This window comes from Clostridium magnum DSM 2767, assembly GCF_001623875.1.
Classification (GTDB): domain Bacteria; phylum Bacillota; class Clostridia; order Clostridiales; family Clostridiaceae; genus Clostridium_AM; species Clostridium_AM magnum.
Window position 1 is genome coordinate 38,914 of the sequence record NZ_LWAE01000009.1, and the last position, 22,203, is coordinate 61,116.

Consider the following 22,203-nt stretch of genomic DNA (forward strand, 5'->3'; position numbering starts at 1 on the left):
TTACTTATAATATCTCCCTCCTTAAAACACTCTATTAATTGTTATAAAACCTTTTCCTAAAAATATATTTTTGTACATTTATCTATATACATATATTATCATACATGTTTTAACAAAACATCTTACATAATGCTTAAAATTTATGTATAAATTTATACATTATGCCTTTTTTACAGTTATTATTTTAATATTTAAATTTGTAACACAATAAAAAGCGTAGTTCAAATTACAAGTTGTGAATTAAATATTGCTTAATTTGACTACGCCTCATATATTTTGGAGTTTTTTTACTTACCAGTAGCCGCTGCAAGCATTGCTTTTATGTTTTCAACTTTAGCATTTGGAGGTATTGAGCATCCGCTAGAAAGAATAAGTCCTGGGCCAACATCTTTAATAATTCTTGTACAGTAATCATATACTTCATCTGGAGTGCCAAGAACAAGCTTTTGTGATGGAACATCTCCTTTAATACACATACGGTCTCCAAGTTTTTCTTTTATCTTATAAATGTCTGTTGTTCCATCAGTTTCAAATACGCATTTTCCTTTAGGGAAAGCCTTAAAGTAATCCAAATCACGTTCCCAATTTGAATCACAATGAATATCGCATATGGCACCCTCTTCTATAATCATGTCTGCTGTTTCCTTTATATACTTCCATACAAAACGTTCCCATAACTTTGGTGAATAGAACTCACTAGCCCCTCGTGCTGGAGAAACGAAAACAACTGTAGGTTTTAGTTGTCTGATTTGTTGTCTTAAGCTTTCAAGATTCTCTTTTTGAATAACTTCTAATACTGCCTCAACTTTATCTGGCATCCTAAATAGGTCTCTCATGAATTTTGTCATTGAACGTCCGCCGCCTAAATACTCATTAACAGTTGTAGTCACAACTGGACTATATACTAAAAATCCAGCGTCTTCAACATTTTTCATAGCTTGAGGAATATAAGCCATCTCTTCCGTAAGTGCACCCAAATTAACTTTTAATTTATCTTCTACAAAGCCTGGCATAAAGCTATTCCAGCCTTTATTAATAATTGTATCATAGTCTTCTACTGTCATCAGTTCCCTTTCGTCTAATTGCCAAAGCATATTATCAGGAAGTTCACGACCAGGAAGTTTAATTCTTGACATAAATATCAAAGGAAATATTCTAGCAACATTAAAAGTCGCAGTTGCTCCATCAAAATCTTCAAAATATTTCAATGAATCCACAATAACTTTATTTGAATATTCAATACTCTTGCAAAATTCCGACAATTTTACACCTTGTTGTACAGCACAAAAGGAATCCCCCATCATAACAACAGGCGTTCTATCAGGTTTTTCTAAGTTTAATGCCTTTTTAAATCTGGTAAAACGCTCATTATATAATTGTTCTGTTGTTTTCATATTATTACACCTCCACAAATTGTTTGCAATAATCAACAGTGTTTTGTGCATTCTTAGCTACAATATCTGCCTTTACATATTTGCCTGTAGCCTCATCAACTGGGCCTCCTCCGATAAGAACCTTTGTATCATTTTTAAGTCCTGCATCTTCTATTGCCTGTATACATTCCTTAACATTATCAAAACATGTAGTCAAAAGACATGAAATACCAACTACTTTTGGCTTGTACTGCTTTATAGCTTCAATAAATTTAGCTGTAGGTACATCAACACCTAAATCGATTACTTCAAAGCCATTACTTCTCATTACTGTTGTTACGATATTTTTTCCTATATCATGGATATCGTCATAGATTGTCCCTAAAACAAAAACTCCATATTTAGATGATCCTGATTGTTCCATTCCGCCAAGTAATTGTGAAGCCTCATTAAATACTTCTGCTGACATAATAAGCTCTGATAAGAAGTATTCTTTTTCTTCAAATCTCTTTCCTACAATCCCCATACCTTCCTGTAAACTTTCTATAATTTCTAGTGGATCTACTCCCTGATCCTTTAATGCTTTTACCTCTGAAATTACTATATCCTCATCAAGATCTGCCATTGCTTCTACTAATTTTTTACTCATAATATCTCCTCCTAAATAATTCTTTTATATATTAACTGCGATGTGGTAACCTTCTATCCAAGTTTTCTAAGGTTATTGATCGCAAAGTCTGTTCATCAGTTCCAAAAATTATTGCAGTCATATTTATAGTAATATTTTTTATATTATTGTCCTGATACTTCTCTGAGGATTTAATGTTAATGTTTTTACCAGTAGTAGAAAGCCAAAGATTAAAACCTTTTTCATTTTCAGCAAAAATTTTAATATGTCCAATAAAATACTTGTTATCTGATACCCAAAGTTTAAGACTTTCCACCCAATCCACTAGGCAGCTTTTCAACTCATCTGCTGTTACTTCTTTATCAAGTTCAAAGGAAGTTGAGTATGAGAAAACCGCTGGAACTTCCTTCAGCTCTCCATATAAAGCTTCATGGGAATGATCATGATTGCATCCACAATTATGCTGATGCTTATTATACTTAGTAGGTTTATGCACTTTATTAACTTTATTAACTGAAGGTTTCTGAATTTTATTCACAGATTTTCGTCACCTCTTCCCAAATACAATCCTTTACTTCTATATTTGCAGATACTTTGTGTATATTAGCTTTTGAATTAAGTTCTTTTACTCGATTTTCTACCTGGTTTAACTCTGTATCAGTTACCAAGTCTACTTTATTAATAAGTATTGTATCTCCTTGTGATACCTGGTTTTCCACAAGTACCGGTGTTATAGTAGAAAGTTCCTCCCATCGCTCTGCATCAACTACAGTTACAGTTCTTATACTTTCTATTCCCCTGCCATATTTATTTATATTACCCAATATTTTACTCGGATAAGCAAGTCCAGTAGTTTCAATAATTACCCACTTAGGATTAATTTTCTCATTAATATCATTTAGTGTAGTTATTAAATCAGAAGTAAGTTGACAACAAATGCATCCTGCAAATAATTCTCTTACGCTGTAGCCATCTGATTTAAGTACTTTATCATCGATTCCTATTTCTCCAACCTCATTCTCAATGATTACTAAATTTGACTTTATCGAATCGTCACTTTCAACAAGGAAATGTGCTAACGAGAGTATCACGCTTGTTTTTCCTGAGCCAAGGAATCCCCCAAAAATAATCAAATTCATTTTATCACACCTTCCTTTTACTTTGAGTTAAAGTCCAAGTTACAATTACAATCACTACAAACTTCCTCTGCCGCATTACCATAAATATGTTCCACTGTAATTGTCTCATTTGGATTAATCAGTACAAAATCCTCATCCCAGGGACCGGTCAACAATTTTTTAATATATGTTAGAGTTCCTGGAAGAACTTCTTGTTTTAACTTTAAATCTTCTGCAATTTTTTCAGTTTTTTCTAAAAATTCCTTTGTATTAAAAGCATTCGTTTCAATAACACCTAGTCTTTTATAATGCTGAAGCATTATTTTATATATTCTATCAGCTTTAACTTTTCCATATCGTTTTACTGTATCCTGATACTCAACCCATATATTCTTTTCATAATCTAGCCAACCTTTAGTCAAAAAATAAGTTCCCATTTCACTTGATATCTTTTTCCGTTTTTCACAGGAACCTAATAATAAAGTAATACAATCATCTACTCGGGGAAAAATAATTTGATAGTCTGCTGATTTTAGCCCTAATATTGCATTGCCACAATATCCAAAGGCTAAGAGTACCTGATCTACATTTGATATATGATCTAGCTCTTGCTGCATACGTTTTTTTAATGATTCAGGCTCTATATGAAGACTTGACTCTATCCATAGTATAGGATACTTACAACCGGTTTCATTAACAGCTGCATTTAACTCCTCTGCAATAGTTCGGCATGCTATAATTACCCTGTTCATCTTACTCATAAAGTCCTTCACGGAATCCTTTAATGAATTTTCTTGAGAATCTATCTTGTCCAAGTAGTGTTTGAGATGCAAGTAAAGCAGCCCTCATTTCTTTGTTTGTTGGATCCATTATATAGGAATCCATCCCACGAGCCATTGTTTGTACCATGAATAATCTGTTTAATACCTTTCTTGCAGGTAAGGCATAAGATATATTACTTAATCCGCAAGTAGTGTGTACTCCTGGATGACTTTCCATTATGTGTTGTATTGCTTGTAATACCTCTATTCCATTTTTTTCTCCTGCACTTATTGGCTTTATAAGAGGGTCTATATATATATCATCTAAGTTAACTCCTTCTGCAGTTAACTTAGTAATTATTGAATCAGCAATTCTAATTCTGTCCTCATTTGTCTTAGGCATTCCACCATCATCAATGCATAATGCTACAATTTTTGTATTGTATTCCTTTACTAAAGGCAGTACGGCATTCCATCTTGGTGTTTCATCAGTTATAGAATTAATCATTGATTTACCATTAATCGCTTTTTTTAATCCCGCCTCTAAAGCTAGTGGATTAGGGCTATCTATACATAATGGCAAACTTGTTGCCTGAAGCACATTTTCAACCAACCATTCCATAGTTTCAACTTCAGTCTCCATAAAGGTACCACAATTAACATCAATATATGTAGCTCCTGCTTCTTCTTGTGCTTTTGCAATCTGCTGTATATATTGTCCATCTTTTTTCAGAACAGCCTCACGTATTGCTTTTCTACTTGTATTTATTAGTTCTCCAATAATTAACATTATATTTACCCCTCCTTAAACATATCCACAAAATTAGATATTTATTAATATCTTAATGTTTAATTTTCCAATAAAACCGTGAAATTTTTATTAGAAAATTAAGAATGTTAAATCTTTTACTTAAAAATATCATATCATATATATTTTGGTAAATCACCTTACATGATGTTTAAATTTTGCTATTAATTTAAACATCATGTAATCCTCTTTAATTACTAAAGATAAAAAATTTCAAACAAACCTCATCTAATTTTGTAATTACTATTGTAAATAGTATACTTTCTATTTAATAAATAACATTATAAAAATATTAAATATCTAAAGCGCCGTAGTAACCACCATGAACTGCTTCTAATATTTTACCCACTTTAACACAATCTCCAATTTGGAAGAACCTAGGTGCTGCATAACGTAACGCTTCAACAGATGCTGAATTTGGTTTCATACCAGCAGCAACCAAAATAGTATCTGCAGGATATAATACTTCATTTCCATTTTCATCTATACACAATAAGCCTTCATCAGTAACTTCTCTAGCTCTTGTATTTAAATGCATTTCAACATTACCTTTCCTTAATGTCACTTCTAAAGCAATCTTATGCATTTCTGATGTATCTGGAGCATATGCGTTTCTCATTTCTACAACAGTTACATCTTTCCCTAGATTATCAAGATAGATAGCTGTTTCTGTACCTATTAATCCTCCACCTAAAATTACAACTTTATCTCCAACAGCTGGTCGTGGCTGATGAATAGCATCTAATCCTACAATTTTATCGCTAGTATCAATTCCTGAGATTGGTGGTACAACAGGTACTGTTCCTACTGCACACATAATTATATCTGCATTTAGCTCTTTTCCTAATTCTGGAGTTAATTCTGTATTTAAACGTACTTCTACATTTGTTTCAGCTAATCTTTTTGCTAATAATTGAGAATAGTTGTATAGGTCTTGTTTAAATGGAATATATTCTTCGCAAAGTAATGCACCACCTAGACGACTATTTTTTTCAAATAAAATAACTTCATGTCCACGAGCTGATGCTTGTAAAGCAGCTGACATGCCAGCAGGACCACCACCCGCAATCAATACTTTTTTAGGTGTTGATATCGCAAAAGCAGCTTCATGTTCTCTTTCTCTACCAATCATAGGGTTTAATGCGCAGACGGTTGTACGTGTTGTTAAATAAGCACCAAAACAGCTGAAACAACGGCAGCATTTAGTGATATCATCTTTTCTTCCAGTTAAAGCTTTTTCAGGGAAGAATGGATCTGCCATTAATTGACGCCCCATTTCAACAATGTCTGCTTTACCGCTAGAAATGATGTCCTCCATCATATCAGGATCATTTAATCCACCTAATGTAGCAACTGGAGTCTTAACATGTTTCTTAATCTCTGCTGCTAAATGAACGTTACATCCATGTTCAATAAAAATGGATGGATGTGTGATAATAAATGCGTCCCTATTTTCATGAACACCTGCAGATACATGAATTATGTCTACTTTGCCATCTAAGGCCTTGGCAATTTCAACACCATAGTTAATATCATAACCACCTTCAGTATATTCTTCTCCACTCATACGGAATTCAATTGGGAAATTAGGTCCAACTGCTTCACGAATTTTTTCAACACATAACAATGGGAAACGCATTCTGTTTTCGAAGCTTCCGCCCCATTTATCAGTTCTCTTATTAGTGTTAGGAGACATAAATTGACATAGTAACCATCCATGACCGCCATGAACTAATACTATATCAAAACCAGCTTCTTTAACCATGGCTGCTGCTTTTCCAAAACTATCAGCAATTTCAAGAATTAATTCTTCTGGCATTTCATAAACATGTGTACCATCTGGCCAAATTTCATCAATAGGACCAAAACGTTTATCCTGTCCCTTTGATTGACTACGTTTACCAGCAAATTTACCACCGTGTGATAATTCTATAGAAGCAAAACAGTTATGACGATGAATCATACTAGCTAGTTCTGTTAATGATGGCAAACTCATACGATTGTCTAACAGAATATGTTTTGTATGGGATTTTCCTGTAGAACTATGCACAATTCCTTCACTTACTGTGATAACAGCTGCTCCACCTTTTGCTCTTAAACCATAAAAAGCAATGTTATCTCTTGTCAAATTTTCATCTGGTCCAATTTCTGGAGTTGAAATTGGAGAACCTATCATACGATTTTTTAATGTTAATCCAGCAATCTTAATTGTACTACCCAAATTTGGATAATATTGATTCATTTTTACTCCTCCTAGTTTTCCATTTTTAATATAGCTTTAACAACTTTACCTTTATTCACATCTTCAAAGGCTTGATTAATATCTTTGAAATTATAATAAGTAATTAATTTATCAAAGGGGAACATTCCTTTTTTATAGTATTCTAATAATTCAGGAATAAAGATTTGTGGAATAGAACATCCTTCAACAATTCCTACCAATTTCTTTCCTGCTCCCATTAATTCATTTTCTACATTAATTGTAAGACCTTGTGTCGCACCTAGTACAACACATGTACCTAAAGAGCGGGTACAATTTAAGGATTGTCGGACACATGCGCCACTACCTGTACAGTCAATTGCATAATTTGCACCAATACGGGTTATTTTTTTCACTTCATCAACTACACTTTCAACTCTATTACTATTGATTGTATGTGTTGCACCAAACCCTTTAGCCATTTCTAATTTAGCATCGATAATATCAGATGATTTTGCTTTAGATGAGCCTCCCACAGCAATAATAGTTGTACATCCCGCAATTTTAGCTGCCATGATAGCACTTAATCCTACTGCACCAATTCCTGTAACGACAATAGAACTTGCTGGATCTGGTTTCAAATAATTTAAAACCGCTCCTGCACCAGTTTGGATACCACATCCAATAGGACCAACCATAGCTAAATCCACACCATCTGGTACAGGAATTATGTTATTACTATGAACAACTGCATGTGTTGCAAATGCACCTTGTCCAAAGAATGAGGATACTTTTTCACCATTATAATGAAGACGTTTAGTTCCATCAAATTGCGTTCCAAAGAAATTTAATTTACGATTTTCTTCGCAACCATAAGGATGACCAGAACGACACGCTTCACATGTACCACAATATCCATAAGAAAAACCAACAGGATCTCCCTTTTTTAAATTAGTAATGCCTGGACCTACTTCTTCAATAATGCCACAACCTTCATGTCCAAATACTGCTGGAAGAGGTACTGGTATAATTTGTTGACGTACAACTTCATCAGTATGGCAAACGCCGCAAGCTGTTACTTTAACTAATACTTCATTAAATTTTGGGGCATCTAATTCTAGTTCTTTAATTTGAAATGGTTGTCCTTTTTCAAAAACAACTGCTGCTTCAATTTTCATTTTTTATCCTCCTAAAATACTTTATTTTTAATCCCTTACGTAATTTTATAAGTACTGATTTTCCTAATGTTTTAGATGTTAGGCTTTTGTATATCTGCCATAACAACATTTTTATTTTAAATTTTTTCCATAAACTTATCTATTATTATGGTTGTAGGAATGATTACGATGCACGATATTGAAATTATATTCCCAATCATTGTTTGTTGTAATAATCTCTATAACTTTAAAAAGTGCTCTTCGAGTTTGACAGGCGGAAACTAATGATTAACTAGCACAGGAGATTAATTTAGACATCATACGCTTTTCTTTGCATATATATTTACACCTATTACTATCCTCCAGCAGCAGCAACCATTACTTTTAAATTTTTTATATAATATAAAAGGATAAAATTTGCACAAGGGCTATAATTTTATCCTTTATTGAGATGGGTGTTAACATTTACTCTTCCTACAATTAATATTATTACTATCCTGTGGGAGTGTTTTCTTTATTTTTTTAATATAATATAATTCAAGAAAATAGTAACTATTTTTATTTAAAATAGAATATCATATATACTTTAGCAAATCAGTTTACATGGTGATTAAATTTTTACCATAGTTTATACATAACTAATATAGCTGTCATTATAAATCCAAATCCTATTCCAACAATAGTTGATGCAACAGTAAAAATTATTAAACTATTTCCATAGATTAAAGGTAAATATCCTACTGCATCTATCATCAATCCTATAACAAATATAACCCTTATGATAATTTGGTATATTTTCCAAAAACTTAACTTACTTCCATTTATCCAACTATTACATGAGAACAATCGTGTGTATGCCAAGTTGTTTTATATCCTTTTGGATAAGTAATTTCTTAAATCTTAATTTATTTTTAGTACAGCTTTAATTACCTTTCCATTGTGAGAATCCTCAAAAGCTTTATTAATGTCTTCAAAATCATAGAATTTAATTAATTTATCAAATGGGAATTTACCTTCTTTATAATACTGAATTAATTTAGGAATAAATAACTTTGGAACGGCATCCCCTTCTACAACACCAATTAGGGATTTTGCTTCACCCATTAGTTCTTCTTGTACATTAATAGTCATATCACCAGTTGCCCCTAACACTACTACAGTACCTAAAAAACGAACACAACCAAGGGCTTTCTTTACAAAATCACCAACACCAGTAGTGTCAATTGCATAGTGACATCCACCATTTGTTATTTTTTTAATTTCACCAACTATATCGTCAGTTTCTTTTCTGTTTATAGTATGAGTTGCTCCTAGTTCCTTTGCAAGTTCTAAGCTAGTTGGATTTCCTCCTACTGCAATAATTTTTGAACAACTCGCAATTTTAGCTGCCATAATAGCACTCATTCCTACAGTTCCACATCCAAATACAGCAATAGTGGACCCAAAGCTTGGCCTTAATCTATTTAATACAGCACCAGCTCCTGTTTGGATACCACAACCTAAAGGTCCTACCAATGCAAGCTCTATATCATATTCAACTTTTACTGCACTGTTTTGATTTACTACCGCATAAGTTGCAAATGAGGATTGACCAAAGAAAGAAGATATTTCTTGTCCTTTTTGAGAAAGACGTTTTGTACCATCACTCATAACACCACCAAAATTGATATCGTTAAAATTTTCACATCCATGTTGGTGTGCGCTTAGACAATTTTCACAATGTCCACAATATCCAAATGAGAATCCAACAGGATCACCTTTCTTAAACTCAGTAACAGCACTACCAACCTCTTCTACAATACCGCAGCCTTCATGTCCAAATACTGCTGGTAACGGTACTGGAATTGCTTGCATTTTTGCGACTTCATCAGTATGACACACACCACTTGCTACTATTTTTACAAGTATTTCATCAGCCTTTGGTGGTGCTAATTCTACCTCTTCAATTTTAAAATCTTGTCCTTTTTCATGAACTACTGCCGCTTTTATTTTCATAAAGATACTCCCTTCCCTAAATGAATTTCTGAAGAATCAACTTGTGTTTTTATTAATGAATCTATATATTTTTAAAGAGCTTATTAAATTTATAAAAAATAAGCCCTTTTACAAATCCAAGTAGAATCATTAGTATTTTTTGTGTGTTTAGATCTCCACAGCTATATCAAATGCTGTATGATTTGCTGTATGAATCGTCATTCCATGTCCACTTACATCACCAGCCAAATACGATTCTAGAACCATAGAAACTAACTTCTGTGCTTCTTCCACATGAGGTTTTACACCTAAAGCAATAACAACTGAATCGCATTCTAACCCAAAACGTTTCCACTGCCTGTCGATTACTTCCACACCCTTTTCTGTAATTTTTTCTACTTTTACATTACAAACTGTTTTAACATTATTCTCTTTACATTTATCCATTAATTGAGATTTTGTGATAAAAAACATTTTGCCACCTAATTCTTCTTCTGATACCATATCGACAACTGTAACATCTTTTCCTTCCATAGCAAGACCTAATGCACATTCCATACCACTAAGTCCACCACCGCATACAACTACCTTCTGACCAGTTTTCACTTTCTTAGTATCTACATCTGTAACAGTTACAACATTACTTCCATCAACTCCTGGAATCTTCGGTACTAACACACTGGAACCTAAAGCTACTACTAATGCATCTGGATTTACTTCCTCTATAACTTTAGGTGTAACCTCTGTATTCAAACGGATGTCTGCACCACAATTCATAGTTGTTCTAATATCCCAATCCAAATATCTTCTCAAATCGCCTTTAAAAGGTAAGGCAGATGCTTCATGGAGAAGTCCACCAAGTTGTCCGCTCTTTTCGAATAATACTACATCATGTCCTCTTTGGATTAGGGTTTGAGTTGCCATCATACCTGCAGGACCACCGCCTACTACCATAACTTTTTTCTTTACATCTGCTTTCTGTATTTTCTTGTAGCGAGACTCTCGTCCAATTACTGGATTTACACTACAACGAATCTGCCTTCCAAAGAAAATTTCACCACATCCTTCAAGACATCTTAGGCATGGACGAATAGTATCTTCTTTACCTCTATATGCTTTTGTAACAATATCACTATCTGCCATGCAAGGGCGTGCCATACCAACAACATCTGCTTTTCCTGCTGCTAGAATCTCTTCAGCCTCAGCAATTGTTGTAATTGATCCAACAGTTGTAACAGGAATATCCAAAACTTTTTTTGCTACTTCTGCATATTGCACATTATGGCAATGTGGCATATAGTAAGGTGGAATCGTAAATTGTTGATATCTAGTATCAACTATTAGACCTGCTGAAATATGTGCAAGGTCAATATCCTTTTGAGCTATTTTTAAGAATTCAAGTACCTCATCTAAACGCTGACCTCCCTCTATGATTTCATCACCACTGATACGGTATTCTATGTTAATATTTCTACCACATCTTTCACGTATTGCTTTTATGATTTCCAAAGGAAAACGCATTCTGTTTTCTGAGCTTCCACCATACCAGTCAGTTCTTTTGTTTACAAGTGGGGATAAGAACTGGCCGATTAAGTTTCCGTGAGCTCCGTGAAGCATAACCATATCAAATCCAGATTTCATCAAACGTTCTGCACAATCTGCAAACCTCCAGATAATCTTATCTATTTGCGGCTGCTTTAACTCTTCTACATAACGTACACCAGTAGGTGTTGGGAAAGAAGATGGACCAACTGCATTACATCCTTCTTTTAGTAAATAAGGAGCAACGCCCCTTCCGGCATGGAGTATTTCTACAGATATTTTCGCTCCATAGCGATGTACCTCATCTGCTAACAGGCTTAGGCCTGCGATATCACTGTCTCTTGTAATAGAAAGCTCACCGTAGAAATCTGCACCTGTTTCTTCATCAACTGTTGTTGCACCAATTGTTACAATAGCTGCACCAGTTCTAGCCTGTCCGCCCAAAAATTCAATTAGCTCAGGTGTTACTTCTCCTGTTCTAGAATTCGCATGGCAGGAAACCATTGGAGTAAATTCAATACGATTTTTAATAGTCATATTTCCTACTTTTAAAGGTTGAAAAATGTGAGGAAACTTGTTAAAGTTTGGCATTTTGCTATCTCCTTTCAATTTGTTAATTTTTATACAAGTATTTTTAGATATGTCATTGATGCTCTTACAGCCTTTATACACTGTCCTGCATCTGCAGGAACAATGATTGTAAGATTTGGAATAGCTCTGTATGAAGCTAAGTCTGCAATATCATTATAGTAGGTCCCCCCCTGCTGTAACACCAGAGTTTGCTCCAATAATCCTTACAGGAACATCATTATATGCAATAAAGGAAGTTTTTTATTGTATCTTATTTATTTCTTCAATCATGTGTACATGTGTTTTCTTATCTATAGTATAGAAATACAATATAACGCCTGATCCTAGTAACGCAATGCCGCAAACTAAATTCATACAAACATTAATAGCAGTCATAACATTTAAGTTCTGACCATAATTCGCTATATATCCCAAAGATCCTAACACCCAACCGATGATTGCTGTACAAATTGCCATGCCAAATTTAAATGCAAAGGTGATAAATGCAGATACGAAACCAGCTGCATGTTGATGATACTTGTACTGTGTGTATTCTGTTGTATCTGGCACCATACCAAATAGGGATGCAATCCCTAGGCCGCCCCCAATGCCTGTTAGGAAGGTAAAACCATGATATAGATTAAGTCCCATAGCAGTGTGTATTGGTAAATAATTCATAATAATCATGAGAATACCGCAAATAATAAAGCTAATCATTGGAAGCGTTCTCTTATTCGTTACTCTAGTTACTAGATATGATAGTGAGAATGTTCCTATAACACGTCCCAAGAACATTAGCCCAGAGTTCACGATAAACAATTGATCATTGCCTACATAATATTTAAAATAGTACATTCTTACTGCTCCACCTGCTGCCTCATAAAAACCCCAACAGATAAATGAAATCACTAAAATCATTACAGGGGTATTGCCTTTTAACACCTTAAGTACGCCTTTGTAATTTACCTTTTCTATTGGCACCTCTACAACCTCTTTAGTTGTTTTAAAACAGAAGATATACAACGGTAATGCTACACATGAGAAAATGATTGCTGCCCAGAAAAATCCTTTTCCTTCATTTCCTCCACCAACCCACTGCACCACACGTAGTACAAGTTGTGAGAGAATCAATGTTGCAATAAATGCACCGGTCATACGATAACTAGAAAGGCTAGATCTTGTATCTCCATCTCGGGTTAAGGTTGCTGGCATTGCAGAATAAGGAATATTTACACATGAATAAACAAGTACTAACAGTAAGTAACACGCAAAACAATAAAATGCTCTTGCATTTGCAGATTGTGAGGGTAATACCGTAAAGCACATAATATTTAACAACAACATAGGAACACATGCAAATAGAATCCATGGTCTGTATCGGCCCCATTTTGTTTTAGTTCTATCAGCTATTGCACCTAGAACAGGGTCAAACACTGCATCACATAGCTTAGAAACCAGCATAAAAGTACCACAAAGTATAGCAGGTATAAGTGCAACATCTGTCCAGAAATACATCAGATAGGCAGAAACTAGTGACCAGCTAAAGTTATTTGCAAAATCGCCTGAAGCATAACCTATCTTTTGAAACCTAGAAAGTTTAGTATTTTCTAAATTGATCTTTTCAGTTCCAGTAACAGACATTTTGAAAATCCCCCTTTTTCTTATGGATCTTTAGACTTGATCATAACTGTCGCTCTTTTTATTTTAGTTCCCGACAGAGCTCCAAAATAATTGGGTATGTCTTTGTCAATTCTAGCTGCAAGCGCATACCCCTGTTCTATTGAAATACTTTTCTTCACATATTTCTATATTATTTGGAGCAATCAAACAATATCTTAGGATAAATTGATTTATTAAACAGTTCAAACCCTTCCACTGCATCACTCAGTGGCATTACCTTGCCAATCACCTTATCAAGCTGTAATCTTGGAATAAGATTGATGGTACGAGGCATAATTGAAGTTGTAGTAAATACTGTTTGAATTCTACCTTCCTTCATATATAGTTGATACAGATTCAGTGGCATTTCATATTTAGGCGGAAATACTGCAAAGTAAACTACTGTACCACATTTGCCCATAATTTTCAGTGCTGGTTCTGATGCTTTAGGAGAACCAGATGCCTCAAATACATAATCAAAACCATTACCATCTGTAATTTCCATTGCACGCTTTTCTATATCTTCATTAAATGGGTCGATCACATACTGCGCTCCCATATCAAGTGCCATTTGACGTTTGGATTCTACAGGATCAATAGCAGTTACCTTTACACCGCCTGCAAGTAAAATCATATTTAAAAGAATAGAACCAATACCACCTACGCCTGAGATTGCGACCGTATCACCATGCTTTATTTGCGCTAAATCCATAGCACGGACAGTACAATTTGCCGGTTCTACTAAACTATACCATTGTAAATCAGCATCATCTGGAATCTTGAAAACAGCACTGACATCAGTCACCACATATTCTGCAAAAGCACCTGTGTCTTGAGAATTATGACAGTATTGTGGCTGTCCCTTTTTACAGGCTGGACAATTTCCACAACTTGTTACCGGAAAAAGAGAAACCTTATCACCAATTTTAAATCCAAACTTGTCTGCTCCCTCGCCTAACTCTTCAATGGTACCAGATGCTTCATGACCAAGACGCATTGGTGGCTTTGCTCCTAATACTCCCATGGTTACCATATGCACATCTGTTGCACAAAGAGCAGCATATGCAATTTTGACCTTTACCTGATTCTCAGCTACTTTTGGGATTTCCACATTACGGACTTCTACCTCATTTTCATCTGCAAACCATACCTGCTTCATTTTTTCCAATTTTCTTCACCCCTTCTGTTAACATTAGACTTTTAAAAACTTGTTTTGTTTATTTTTCCATTTATACAAATCCTTTCAATATCTAGTGTATATCTCTATACACTGATTAATTTTACTCACTTTACACATAGACTACATATAATTAATGTAGTCTATGATTTGTTATCATTGTGGATAAATTAATTATAATTTCTCATATAATTTACCCCTTAAAATTTCTAATTGCTCTTTTAGTTTCTTATTTTCTTCTTCTAATTCTTTAATCTTTTTATCTTTAGCCATTATGATAATATCTTTAGATTTAGCTGTCTTATCATATTTGGCTCTTTGATTCATTTCCATACTTACTTGTTGCTGTCTTAATTCTTCAATTCTATTTTTAACTTCTTCATTATTATAAAGAAAAGTTTTAGATACTCCACTGGCTATCGCCACGCTATTGAAATTAATCTTTTCTTCACTAAGAGAAAGTTCTCTAATAGCTTTATCAACCTTTTCTAAAGTAATCTTTGTTTTTTCCTCTGCATATTTCTTTAATCCCTTTGTACTTCCAGCCATTATTGAATATCCTCCCTTGAAGCTCCATTTTTATGTAGTATCTTTTGTTCCCTAACTCTTTCGAGCGTATCTTCCAGCAATTTTAAGTATGTTTTATTCTTCTCTGCCCACAATTCTCTTCCACATCTTTCAGCAATATCAATTTGTTTTTTAGTATGTTCAATTTCATCTTCATATTCAGGAATATTTTCAACTGTAGTACAGAAACTTGCACAAGTTAAACAATGGTTCATTTGTTGCTTACATGGTAGTTTTGAAGGTTTAAAACATACACCGAAAGGTACTCTTACAGCATCTAAATTCTTTTTAACATATTCGTATCGTATAAGATTTTCACCATCATCAGAATTTAGATCTATTTGTTCAAGTTTATTGGTTTCAGTATTAACTCTAAATAAGTCTAAATCCTCAGTATTCTTCCATTTCTCGTAGAGAGTGTTTTCTGTTACTGTTGCATAATGGACTGTCATTTGAAGGCTCTGATGACCTAATATCTGTTGTATAATGCTAATACCCATACCTTGTTCTACATATTCTTTAGCTCTTGTATGCCTTAGTGAATGAAGCCTAAAATGATATAACTCACTATTAACATCTCTAATATCTTTTTGTTCAATAAGTCTTTGAATTGTATATAATAAAGATGCTTTATTCAATGGTCTTCCTTTTAATTTACCTTCATAAGTATTAAATAAATACTTTTTAGGGTTGTTTTCCTCTGTACTTAACTCTTTAGCTTTATCAATAGCTTTCTGAACCATTTCAGCAGCCTTATCCCTAATCGGGATTTTAAGTTCTGCAATGCCAGTCTTAGTTATTTCACCACAAAGGTAATAATTATATCTTTCCTCTTTACTATTCCATATCTGATCTAGGCAATTATCATATCTAAGATTTAATATATCAGTACCACGCCATCCTGTTTCTCTTAGGAGAATATAGATAGGTATATACTGTGGTCTATCTAAATCCATAATATTGTTATCTAATTGTTTCAATATAGGCTCTGGAACAAATTTAACCCTTCTCATTTCGTCTTGCACAAATTCTCTTCTCGGAATATCATCTTGGAAAATTAAAAATGACACTTCCTTTTTAGGAGCTTTATCATATTGAGCTATTTGAATATACTCTAAGAATGTTCTTACATAAGATATATATTTACTTGTTTCTGTAAGGTTTTTATCTTTTCTTTCATTACCTATAAAAAACAAATAATTTTCAATATCTTCTCTGTTTAAATTTTCAATAAAACCGTCTTTATATCCGTTATTATAAAAATAGTTAAAAAACACTTTTAAATGTTTTAGTATATTAAAACAATGCCCCCAACTTTTTTTAGTTATAATAGTTTTAAAATATCTTTTAACCATATCTTTATAATAAATAGGGATATCTGAAAAATTTATAGATGTAGCTAATCTATCTGATGTAGCACTCTTTTTAGCACCTTTAATATTCTTTGAATACCATATATCTTTTTCAGTTTCTTCTCTATCATCATATAAATCTTTAATAAAATCTAACAAGTAATTTGAAAACCAAAAATAACTTTTTTCATTTATATCAAATTTAATACCTCTATCTATTAAAAATATTTTCCATTTTATAAATGTCTTTTCTCTATCTAATTCTAATAAAGACTTTCCAGTATAAAATTCAGAGAAATGTTTTAGCGACACATTTAATCTAAGAATACCTTTGTTAGTCAGTAATTTTTCTTTATGTTTGTAAAGAAAAAAATATTTAATTTCATTTTTTAAATTATCATTTTTAATATTTGAAAAATCTATATATCGCATATTAGATATTTTTTCTCCTATAAAGAATGTTTCTATAGCATCCCATATATCATTCTCTAACCAATATCCATTATCCTGACTAAGATACTCAATTATTTCTTCATACTTGCTTTGTTGATTACTTTTTATCAGTTGTAAATTATCCACTTTATTCTTCCCCCTCGTTATAAATATCCAAGTCCAAATTAGGTTGAGTTTTCTCAAACTCCCTTGTTATATCTTCATCTGAGGGGTGAATATAAGTGTTCATAGTGGTATAAATATTTTTATGACCTGCTCTCACTCTAAGAAGTTCTGGTTGCCATCCTGCCATTCTAAGTACTGTTAATGAGCTATGTCTGAACATATGTGGTGTAACATATATTCCTGTTTTCTTTTTAAGACTTCTAAATAAATTATCTACATCAACATAGTGCATAGCTTTGTTTTTGTTATTACCACTTATCTTTATGAAAATATGATTAGTTTCAACTTCTTCATTATGGTATTCAGCTATATATTCCATAAACATGTCAGCCAAATTTTGTGATATATCTATTCTTCTAGGACTTGATACCGTTTTAATCTCAGCATTATTTTCAAGTTGTCCTCTGTCTTTTAAATCAATAACCATATCGCTTATATCAATATCTTCGATCCACAATGACAAGGTTTCGCCTATTCTCATTCCAGTTTCATAAAGCAACGATAACAAAAACTTATCTCTTAGATTGCTACAAGCTCTAACGAGCATTTCTATTTCATCTTTAGAAAGAGTTTTTGGCTTGCTCTTAGGCACTTTTAATTTAAGGATATTACTTGTTACTTTTTTCTTATCATAAGCTATCTCATACAAAAATCCTTTAAAGTTTCTGCTTGAACTTGTAACAAATTTTTTAAGTCTTTCTGAAACATCATTGCTGTATTCTTCATGTCTTAAAATGTAGTCATAGAACAGCAATACAGTATCAACTATAATGTTTACTGTTCTTGGACTTCTTGCAGTATCTACAGGTGTTGCAGGTATTACTTTTAAACTCTTATATGGATTCTGTAACCAATTCACAAACAATGATAAGTCATCAATAGTTACCTTTTGAAAATCTAATCCTCTTTGCTCTAAATACTCAAAGTACAACTTTAAGTGCTGACAATACATTCTAAGTGTATTTCTTGCATAATTGGTATTATCCTTAAACCTAATAAACTTCAATATAGGTTCTATTGGTAATCCATCATTATCTGCTACATAATATCTCTCTTTTTCTTCTGTTTTAACCTTTACAACTTCCATTCAATTTACACCCCTATATTTCTCTCTTATAATTATTATTTCTAATATAGGGTTTGCTATAAGTACTATAATTATTCAAACTATATATTTGTTACTTATAGTTATTTTTATATACAGGAATATAAGTTAAGCTACTATAAATACCATATTATTAACTACACTATATTACTTTAAATTTGGCTAGTTATTTCTTAGAATCTTTTCCACTTATTAAAACGTTTATATTAATCATTTTAATTTTATTCATTATTTATTAGGATCTTTACTCTAAGGTATAATGTTACTTTCAGTTGTCCTCTGCAGAAGAACAACCCCCTATTGCCTTTTTCTTAAACTTATTTAGTTTATCAGTAAAATATATTGTTTTTTTACTTACCAGTAGCAGCAGCAAGCATTGCTTTTATATTTTCAAGTTTTGCATTTGGAGGTATTGTGCATCCACTAGAAAGAATAAGTCCTGGACCAACATCCTTGATAATCCTTGTACAATAATCATAGATTTCATCTGGGTTACCAAGAACAAGCTTCTGTGATGGTACATCTCCTTTAATACACATGCGATCTCCAAGCTTTTCTTTTATCTTATAAATATCTGTTGTTCCATCAGTTTCAAATACACATTTTCCTTTAGGGAAAGCTTTAAAATAATCAAGATCACGTTCCCAACTTGAATCACAGTGGATATCGCATATAGCACCTTCTTCTATAACTGCATCTGCTGTTTCCTTTATATATTTCCATACAAAACGCTCCCATAGTTTAGGAGAATAAAATTCACTAGCTCCACGTGCTGGCGAAACAAATACAACATCAGGTTTCATTTGTCTAATTTGTTGTCTTAAGCTTTCAATAGTATCCTTTTGAATAACATCCAATACTGCCTCAACTTTATCTGGCATTCTATATAAATCTCTCATGAATTTTGCCATTGAACGTCCGCCACCTAAATATTCATTAACGGTTGTAGTTACAACAGGACTATATACTACAAACCCTGCATCTTCAACATTCTTCTTCGCTTGAGGAATATATGCCATCTCTTCCGTGAGTGCAGCTAAATCAATATTTAATTTATTTTCTACAAAACTAGGCATAAAATCATTCCAGCCCTTATTAATAATTTGATCATAATCTTCTACTGTCATCGTTTCTCTTTCATCCAACTGCCAGAGCATGTTATCAGGTAGCTCACGTCCAGGAAGCTTAATTTTTGACATAAATATCAATGGAAATGTTCTAGCAGCAGCAAAAGTAGTAGTTGCTCCATCAAAATCCTCAAATGCCTTAAGGGAATCTACAATGACTTTATTTGAACTTTCTATACTTTTGCAAAAATCTGATAACTTTATACCTTGTTGTATGGCACAGAAAGCGTCCCCAGCCATAAGAACAGGAGTTCTATCTACTTTTTCCAATGCTAATGCTTTTCTAAGTCTATTTAAACGTTCATTATATAATTCTTGTGTTGTTTTCATATTATTGCACCTCCACAAATTTCTTACAGTAGTCTACAGTACTTTGTGCATTCTTAGCTACAATATCTGCCTTTACATATTTGCCTGTAGCCTCATCAACTGGGCCTCCTCCGATTAGAACCTTTGTATCGTTTCTAAGTCCTGCATCTTCTATAGCCTGTATACATTCCTTAACATTATCAAAACATGTAGTAAGAAGACAGGATATACCAACTACTTTAGGCTTGTACTGTTTAATAGCTCCAATAAATTTGGCTGTAGGTACATCGACTCCTAAGTCGATTACTTCAAAACCATTACTTCTCATTACTGTAGTTACAATATTTTTTCCGATATCATGGATATCGTCATATATTGTTCCTAAAACAAAAACTCCATACTTAGATGATCCTGATTTCTCCATACCTCCAAGCAACTGGGATGCCTCATTAAATACTTCTGCAGACATAATAAGTTCTGATAGAAAATATTCCTTCTCTTCAAATCTCTTTCCTACAATCCCCATACCTTCCTGTAAGCTTTCTATAACGTCTAGTGATGATACCCCTTGCTCCTTTAATGCTTTTACCTCTGAAATTACTATGTCCTCATCAAGATCTGCCATTGCTTCTATTAATTTTTTACTCATAATATATCCCCCTAAATAATTATTATTTAATCTATTTTATATGTTAAGAAGCTCTTCTTTCTTTATTTGATTGAATAAAATTTATGTCGATTTTTTATATTTACTTAATTGAATTTAACTTAGTAGAAATCTATAGAAGAAACTTTAATAAATCATATTCCTTTTGTTTATCAGTATTTTTGTTATTTACTTCGCTGAAATTTACATCTATTATTTTGTTATCCTTAATTCCAACAGCCCTTCCTGCAAAACCTTCCATCAATAGTTCTACAGCTTTAACACCCATTTTACTTGCTAATACTCTGTCAAAAGCAGATGGGCTTCCTCCTCTTTGTATAAATCCTAAAACTGTGTTTCTTATACTAATTTTTAGCCTTTCTTCTATATACTTTTGAAGTTCTTCTATATCATACATTCTTTCAGTTATTATTATTACGTTATCATTTTTCCCTTTACTTATGTTTTCAGCCAATTTATTACATATGGTATGAAACTCTAACTTTCTTTCAGGAGTAGATATTATTTCTCCTCCTCCAGCTAAAGCTGAATATAAAGCTAAATCACCACAATACCTTCCCATTACCTCTACAATAGTAGTTTTTTCATGGGAAGAATCTGTATCTTTTATTTTACCTATGCATTCCAAAACTGTATTCAAAGTTGTATCAAAGCCTATACAATAGTCTGTGTAAGCCAAATCATTGTCTATAGTTCCCGGTAATCCTATAACTTTTACCCCTAGTTTACTAAGCTTTTCTGCACCTTGAAAAGAACCATCTCCTCCAATTACTACTACACTATCTATTTCAAAGTTCCTTAATGTTTTTAAAGCTTTTCTTCTTCCATCTTCCTCCATAAATTCTAGGCATCTAGCTGTTTTTAGTATAGTTCCTCCTTTTTCTGCAATACCATCTACACCTAAACTATCTAATTTCATTAATTCTTCTTTTATTAAACCTTTATATCCGTATTTTATACCAAAAACTTCTATGTTATTATAATTTGCCGATTTTACTACTGCTCTTATGGCAGCATTCATTCCTGGAGCATCTCCTCCACTTGTTAAAATTCCTATTTTCATATATTTCACCTGCTTAATATAACTTTTAATGGCCTTGTGTATAGTTCACAGGCCTTTATTTTGCTAGCTCTGTAGGTCTAATTTTTTTAACCACTCAAATATATGTCATAGGATTTCCTCATACTTTTGTCAAATTTTTATAAGTACCACCAAATAAAAAAACTAAAAAAAGTTGGAACTCTCTATGTACTAGCACCAAGAAATCTTTATTATAAGAATACTTATTCCTATTCCCAATATATGACCACAGAAGATTGATGCTTGTTGAATATACAGGCATCGCTCCTCTGCAATCATTATGATAGTGTAAACTTGAATCAGATGGGTTTCGTCTACGACCCGGGGCTTTGCCCGTTAAATGCCCTTTAGGCATTTAACCCCCACCTGATTCTTAGTTGAACGAATCCAGGGACATAGCCGCTCGCAAC

The 22,203-nt window shown here is 33.0% G+C and carries 20 protein-coding genes; all 20 read right to left on the reverse strand.

Features of this window, described 5'->3' with window-relative positions; translation table 11 throughout:
* Window positions 1–287: 287 nt before the first annotated feature.
* Entirely contained in the window at window positions 288–1,394 is a 1,107-nt protein-coding gene (locus CLMAG_RS24995; protein ID WP_066629154.1) for a uroporphyrinogen decarboxylase family protein, read from the reverse strand.
* A gap of 4 nt (window positions 1,395–1,398) precedes the next feature.
* Window positions 1,399–2,022, reverse strand: coding sequence for a cobalamin B12-binding domain-containing protein (locus tag CLMAG_RS25000; RefSeq protein WP_066629156.1), 624 nt, complete (start codon window positions 2,020–2,022; stop codon window positions 1,399–1,401).
* A 31-nt stretch (window positions 2,023–2,053) separates the two neighbouring features.
* A complete protein-coding gene (locus tag CLMAG_RS25005; protein ID WP_242873133.1) occupies window positions 2,054–2,539 on the reverse strand; it encodes a hypothetical protein in 486 nt (161 codons plus the stop codon).
* Complete coding sequence (locus CLMAG_RS25010) at window positions 2,532–3,140, reverse strand: CobW family GTP-binding protein (protein WP_066629166.1); 609 nt, start codon at window positions 3,138–3,140, stop codon at window positions 2,532–2,534. The genes CLMAG_RS25005 and CLMAG_RS25010 overlap by 8 nt, the downstream gene beginning before the upstream one ends.
* Before the next feature lie 17 nt (window positions 3,141–3,157).
* A complete protein-coding gene (locus CLMAG_RS25015; protein ID WP_341420933.1) occupies window positions 3,158–3,880 on the reverse strand; it encodes a DUF1638 domain-containing protein in 723 nt (240 codons plus the stop codon).
* Complete coding sequence (locus CLMAG_RS25020) at window positions 3,873–4,670, reverse strand: methyltetrahydrofolate cobalamin methyltransferase (RefSeq protein WP_066629174.1); 798 nt, start codon at window positions 4,668–4,670, stop codon at window positions 3,873–3,875. Before CLMAG_RS25020 ends, CLMAG_RS25015 begins: the two co-directional genes overlap by 8 nt.
* 310 nt (window positions 4,671–4,980) lie before the next feature.
* Complete coding sequence (locus CLMAG_RS25025) at window positions 4,981–6,930, reverse strand: oxidoreductase (protein ID WP_066629175.1); 1,950 nt, start codon at window positions 6,928–6,930, stop codon at window positions 4,981–4,983.
* A gap of 11 nt (window positions 6,931–6,941) precedes the next feature.
* A complete protein-coding gene (locus CLMAG_RS25030; protein ID WP_066629176.1) occupies window positions 6,942–8,066 on the reverse strand; it encodes an NAD(P)-dependent alcohol dehydrogenase in 1,125 nt (374 codons plus the stop codon).
* Between the two features lie 597 nt (window positions 8,067–8,663).
* Window positions 8,664–8,906 (reverse strand): hypothetical protein, encoded by a 243-nt coding sequence (locus tag CLMAG_RS25035; RefSeq protein WP_066629177.1) that lies wholly within the window; start codon window positions 8,904–8,906, stop codon window positions 8,664–8,666.
* Window positions 8,907–8,945: 39 nt separating this feature from the next.
* A complete protein-coding gene (locus CLMAG_RS25040) occupies window positions 8,946–10,040 on the reverse strand; it encodes an NAD(P)-dependent alcohol dehydrogenase (RefSeq protein ID WP_066629180.1) in 1,095 nt (364 codons plus the stop codon).
* A 147-nt stretch (window positions 10,041–10,187) separates the two neighbouring features.
* The gene (locus CLMAG_RS25045; protein WP_066629184.1) at window positions 10,188–12,152 is read right to left on the reverse strand and encodes an oxidoreductase; all 1,965 of its coding nucleotides are present in this window, start codon (window positions 12,150–12,152) and stop codon (window positions 10,188–10,190) included.
* Window positions 12,153–12,181: 29 nt separating this feature from the next.
* Window positions 12,182–12,349, reverse strand: a complete 168-nt coding sequence (locus tag CLMAG_RS32015) for a hypothetical protein (RefSeq protein ID WP_207647059.1) — start codon at window positions 12,347–12,349, stop codon at window positions 12,182–12,184.
* Window positions 12,350–12,392: 43 nt separating this feature from the next.
* Complete coding sequence (locus CLMAG_RS25050; protein ID WP_066629186.1) at window positions 12,393–13,772, reverse strand: MFS transporter; 1,380 nt, start codon at window positions 13,770–13,772, stop codon at window positions 12,393–12,395.
* Window positions 13,773–13,941: 169 nt separating this feature from the next.
* Window positions 13,942–14,949 carry a zinc-dependent alcohol dehydrogenase gene (locus CLMAG_RS25055; RefSeq protein ID WP_242873135.1) on the reverse strand — a complete coding sequence of 336 codons (1,008 nt, stop codon included), beginning with the start codon at window positions 14,947–14,949 and terminating at the stop codon, window positions 13,942–13,944.
* A 192-nt stretch (window positions 14,950–15,141) separates the two neighbouring features.
* Window positions 15,142–15,516, reverse strand: a complete 375-nt coding sequence (locus CLMAG_RS25060) for a DUF6262 family protein (RefSeq protein WP_066622928.1) — start codon at window positions 15,514–15,516, stop codon at window positions 15,142–15,144.
* A complete protein-coding gene (locus CLMAG_RS25065) occupies window positions 15,516–17,465 on the reverse strand; it encodes a tyrosine-type recombinase/integrase (RefSeq protein ID WP_066622931.1) in 1,950 nt (649 codons plus the stop codon). The genes CLMAG_RS25060 and CLMAG_RS25065 overlap by 1 nt, the downstream gene beginning before the upstream one ends.
* Before the next feature lies 1 nt (window position 17,466).
* The gene (locus tag CLMAG_RS25070) at window positions 17,467–18,591 is read right to left on the reverse strand and encodes a tyrosine-type recombinase/integrase (protein WP_066622934.1); all 1,125 of its coding nucleotides are present in this window, start codon (window positions 18,589–18,591) and stop codon (window positions 17,467–17,469) included.
* A 368-nt stretch (window positions 18,592–18,959) separates the two neighbouring features.
* A complete protein-coding gene (locus CLMAG_RS25075; protein ID WP_066629191.1) occupies window positions 18,960–20,066 on the reverse strand; it encodes a uroporphyrinogen decarboxylase family protein in 1,107 nt (368 codons plus the stop codon).
* 1 nt (window position 20,067) lies between these two features.
* The gene (locus CLMAG_RS25080; RefSeq protein ID WP_066629193.1) at window positions 20,068–20,694 is read right to left on the reverse strand and encodes a cobalamin B12-binding domain-containing protein; all 627 of its coding nucleotides are present in this window, start codon (window positions 20,692–20,694) and stop codon (window positions 20,068–20,070) included.
* Between the two features lie 130 nt (window positions 20,695–20,824).
* Window positions 20,825–21,775, reverse strand: a complete 951-nt coding sequence (pfkA, locus tag CLMAG_RS25085; RefSeq protein WP_066629195.1) for a 6-phosphofructokinase — start codon at window positions 21,773–21,775, stop codon at window positions 20,825–20,827.
* Window positions 21,776–22,203: the final 428 nt, after the last annotated feature.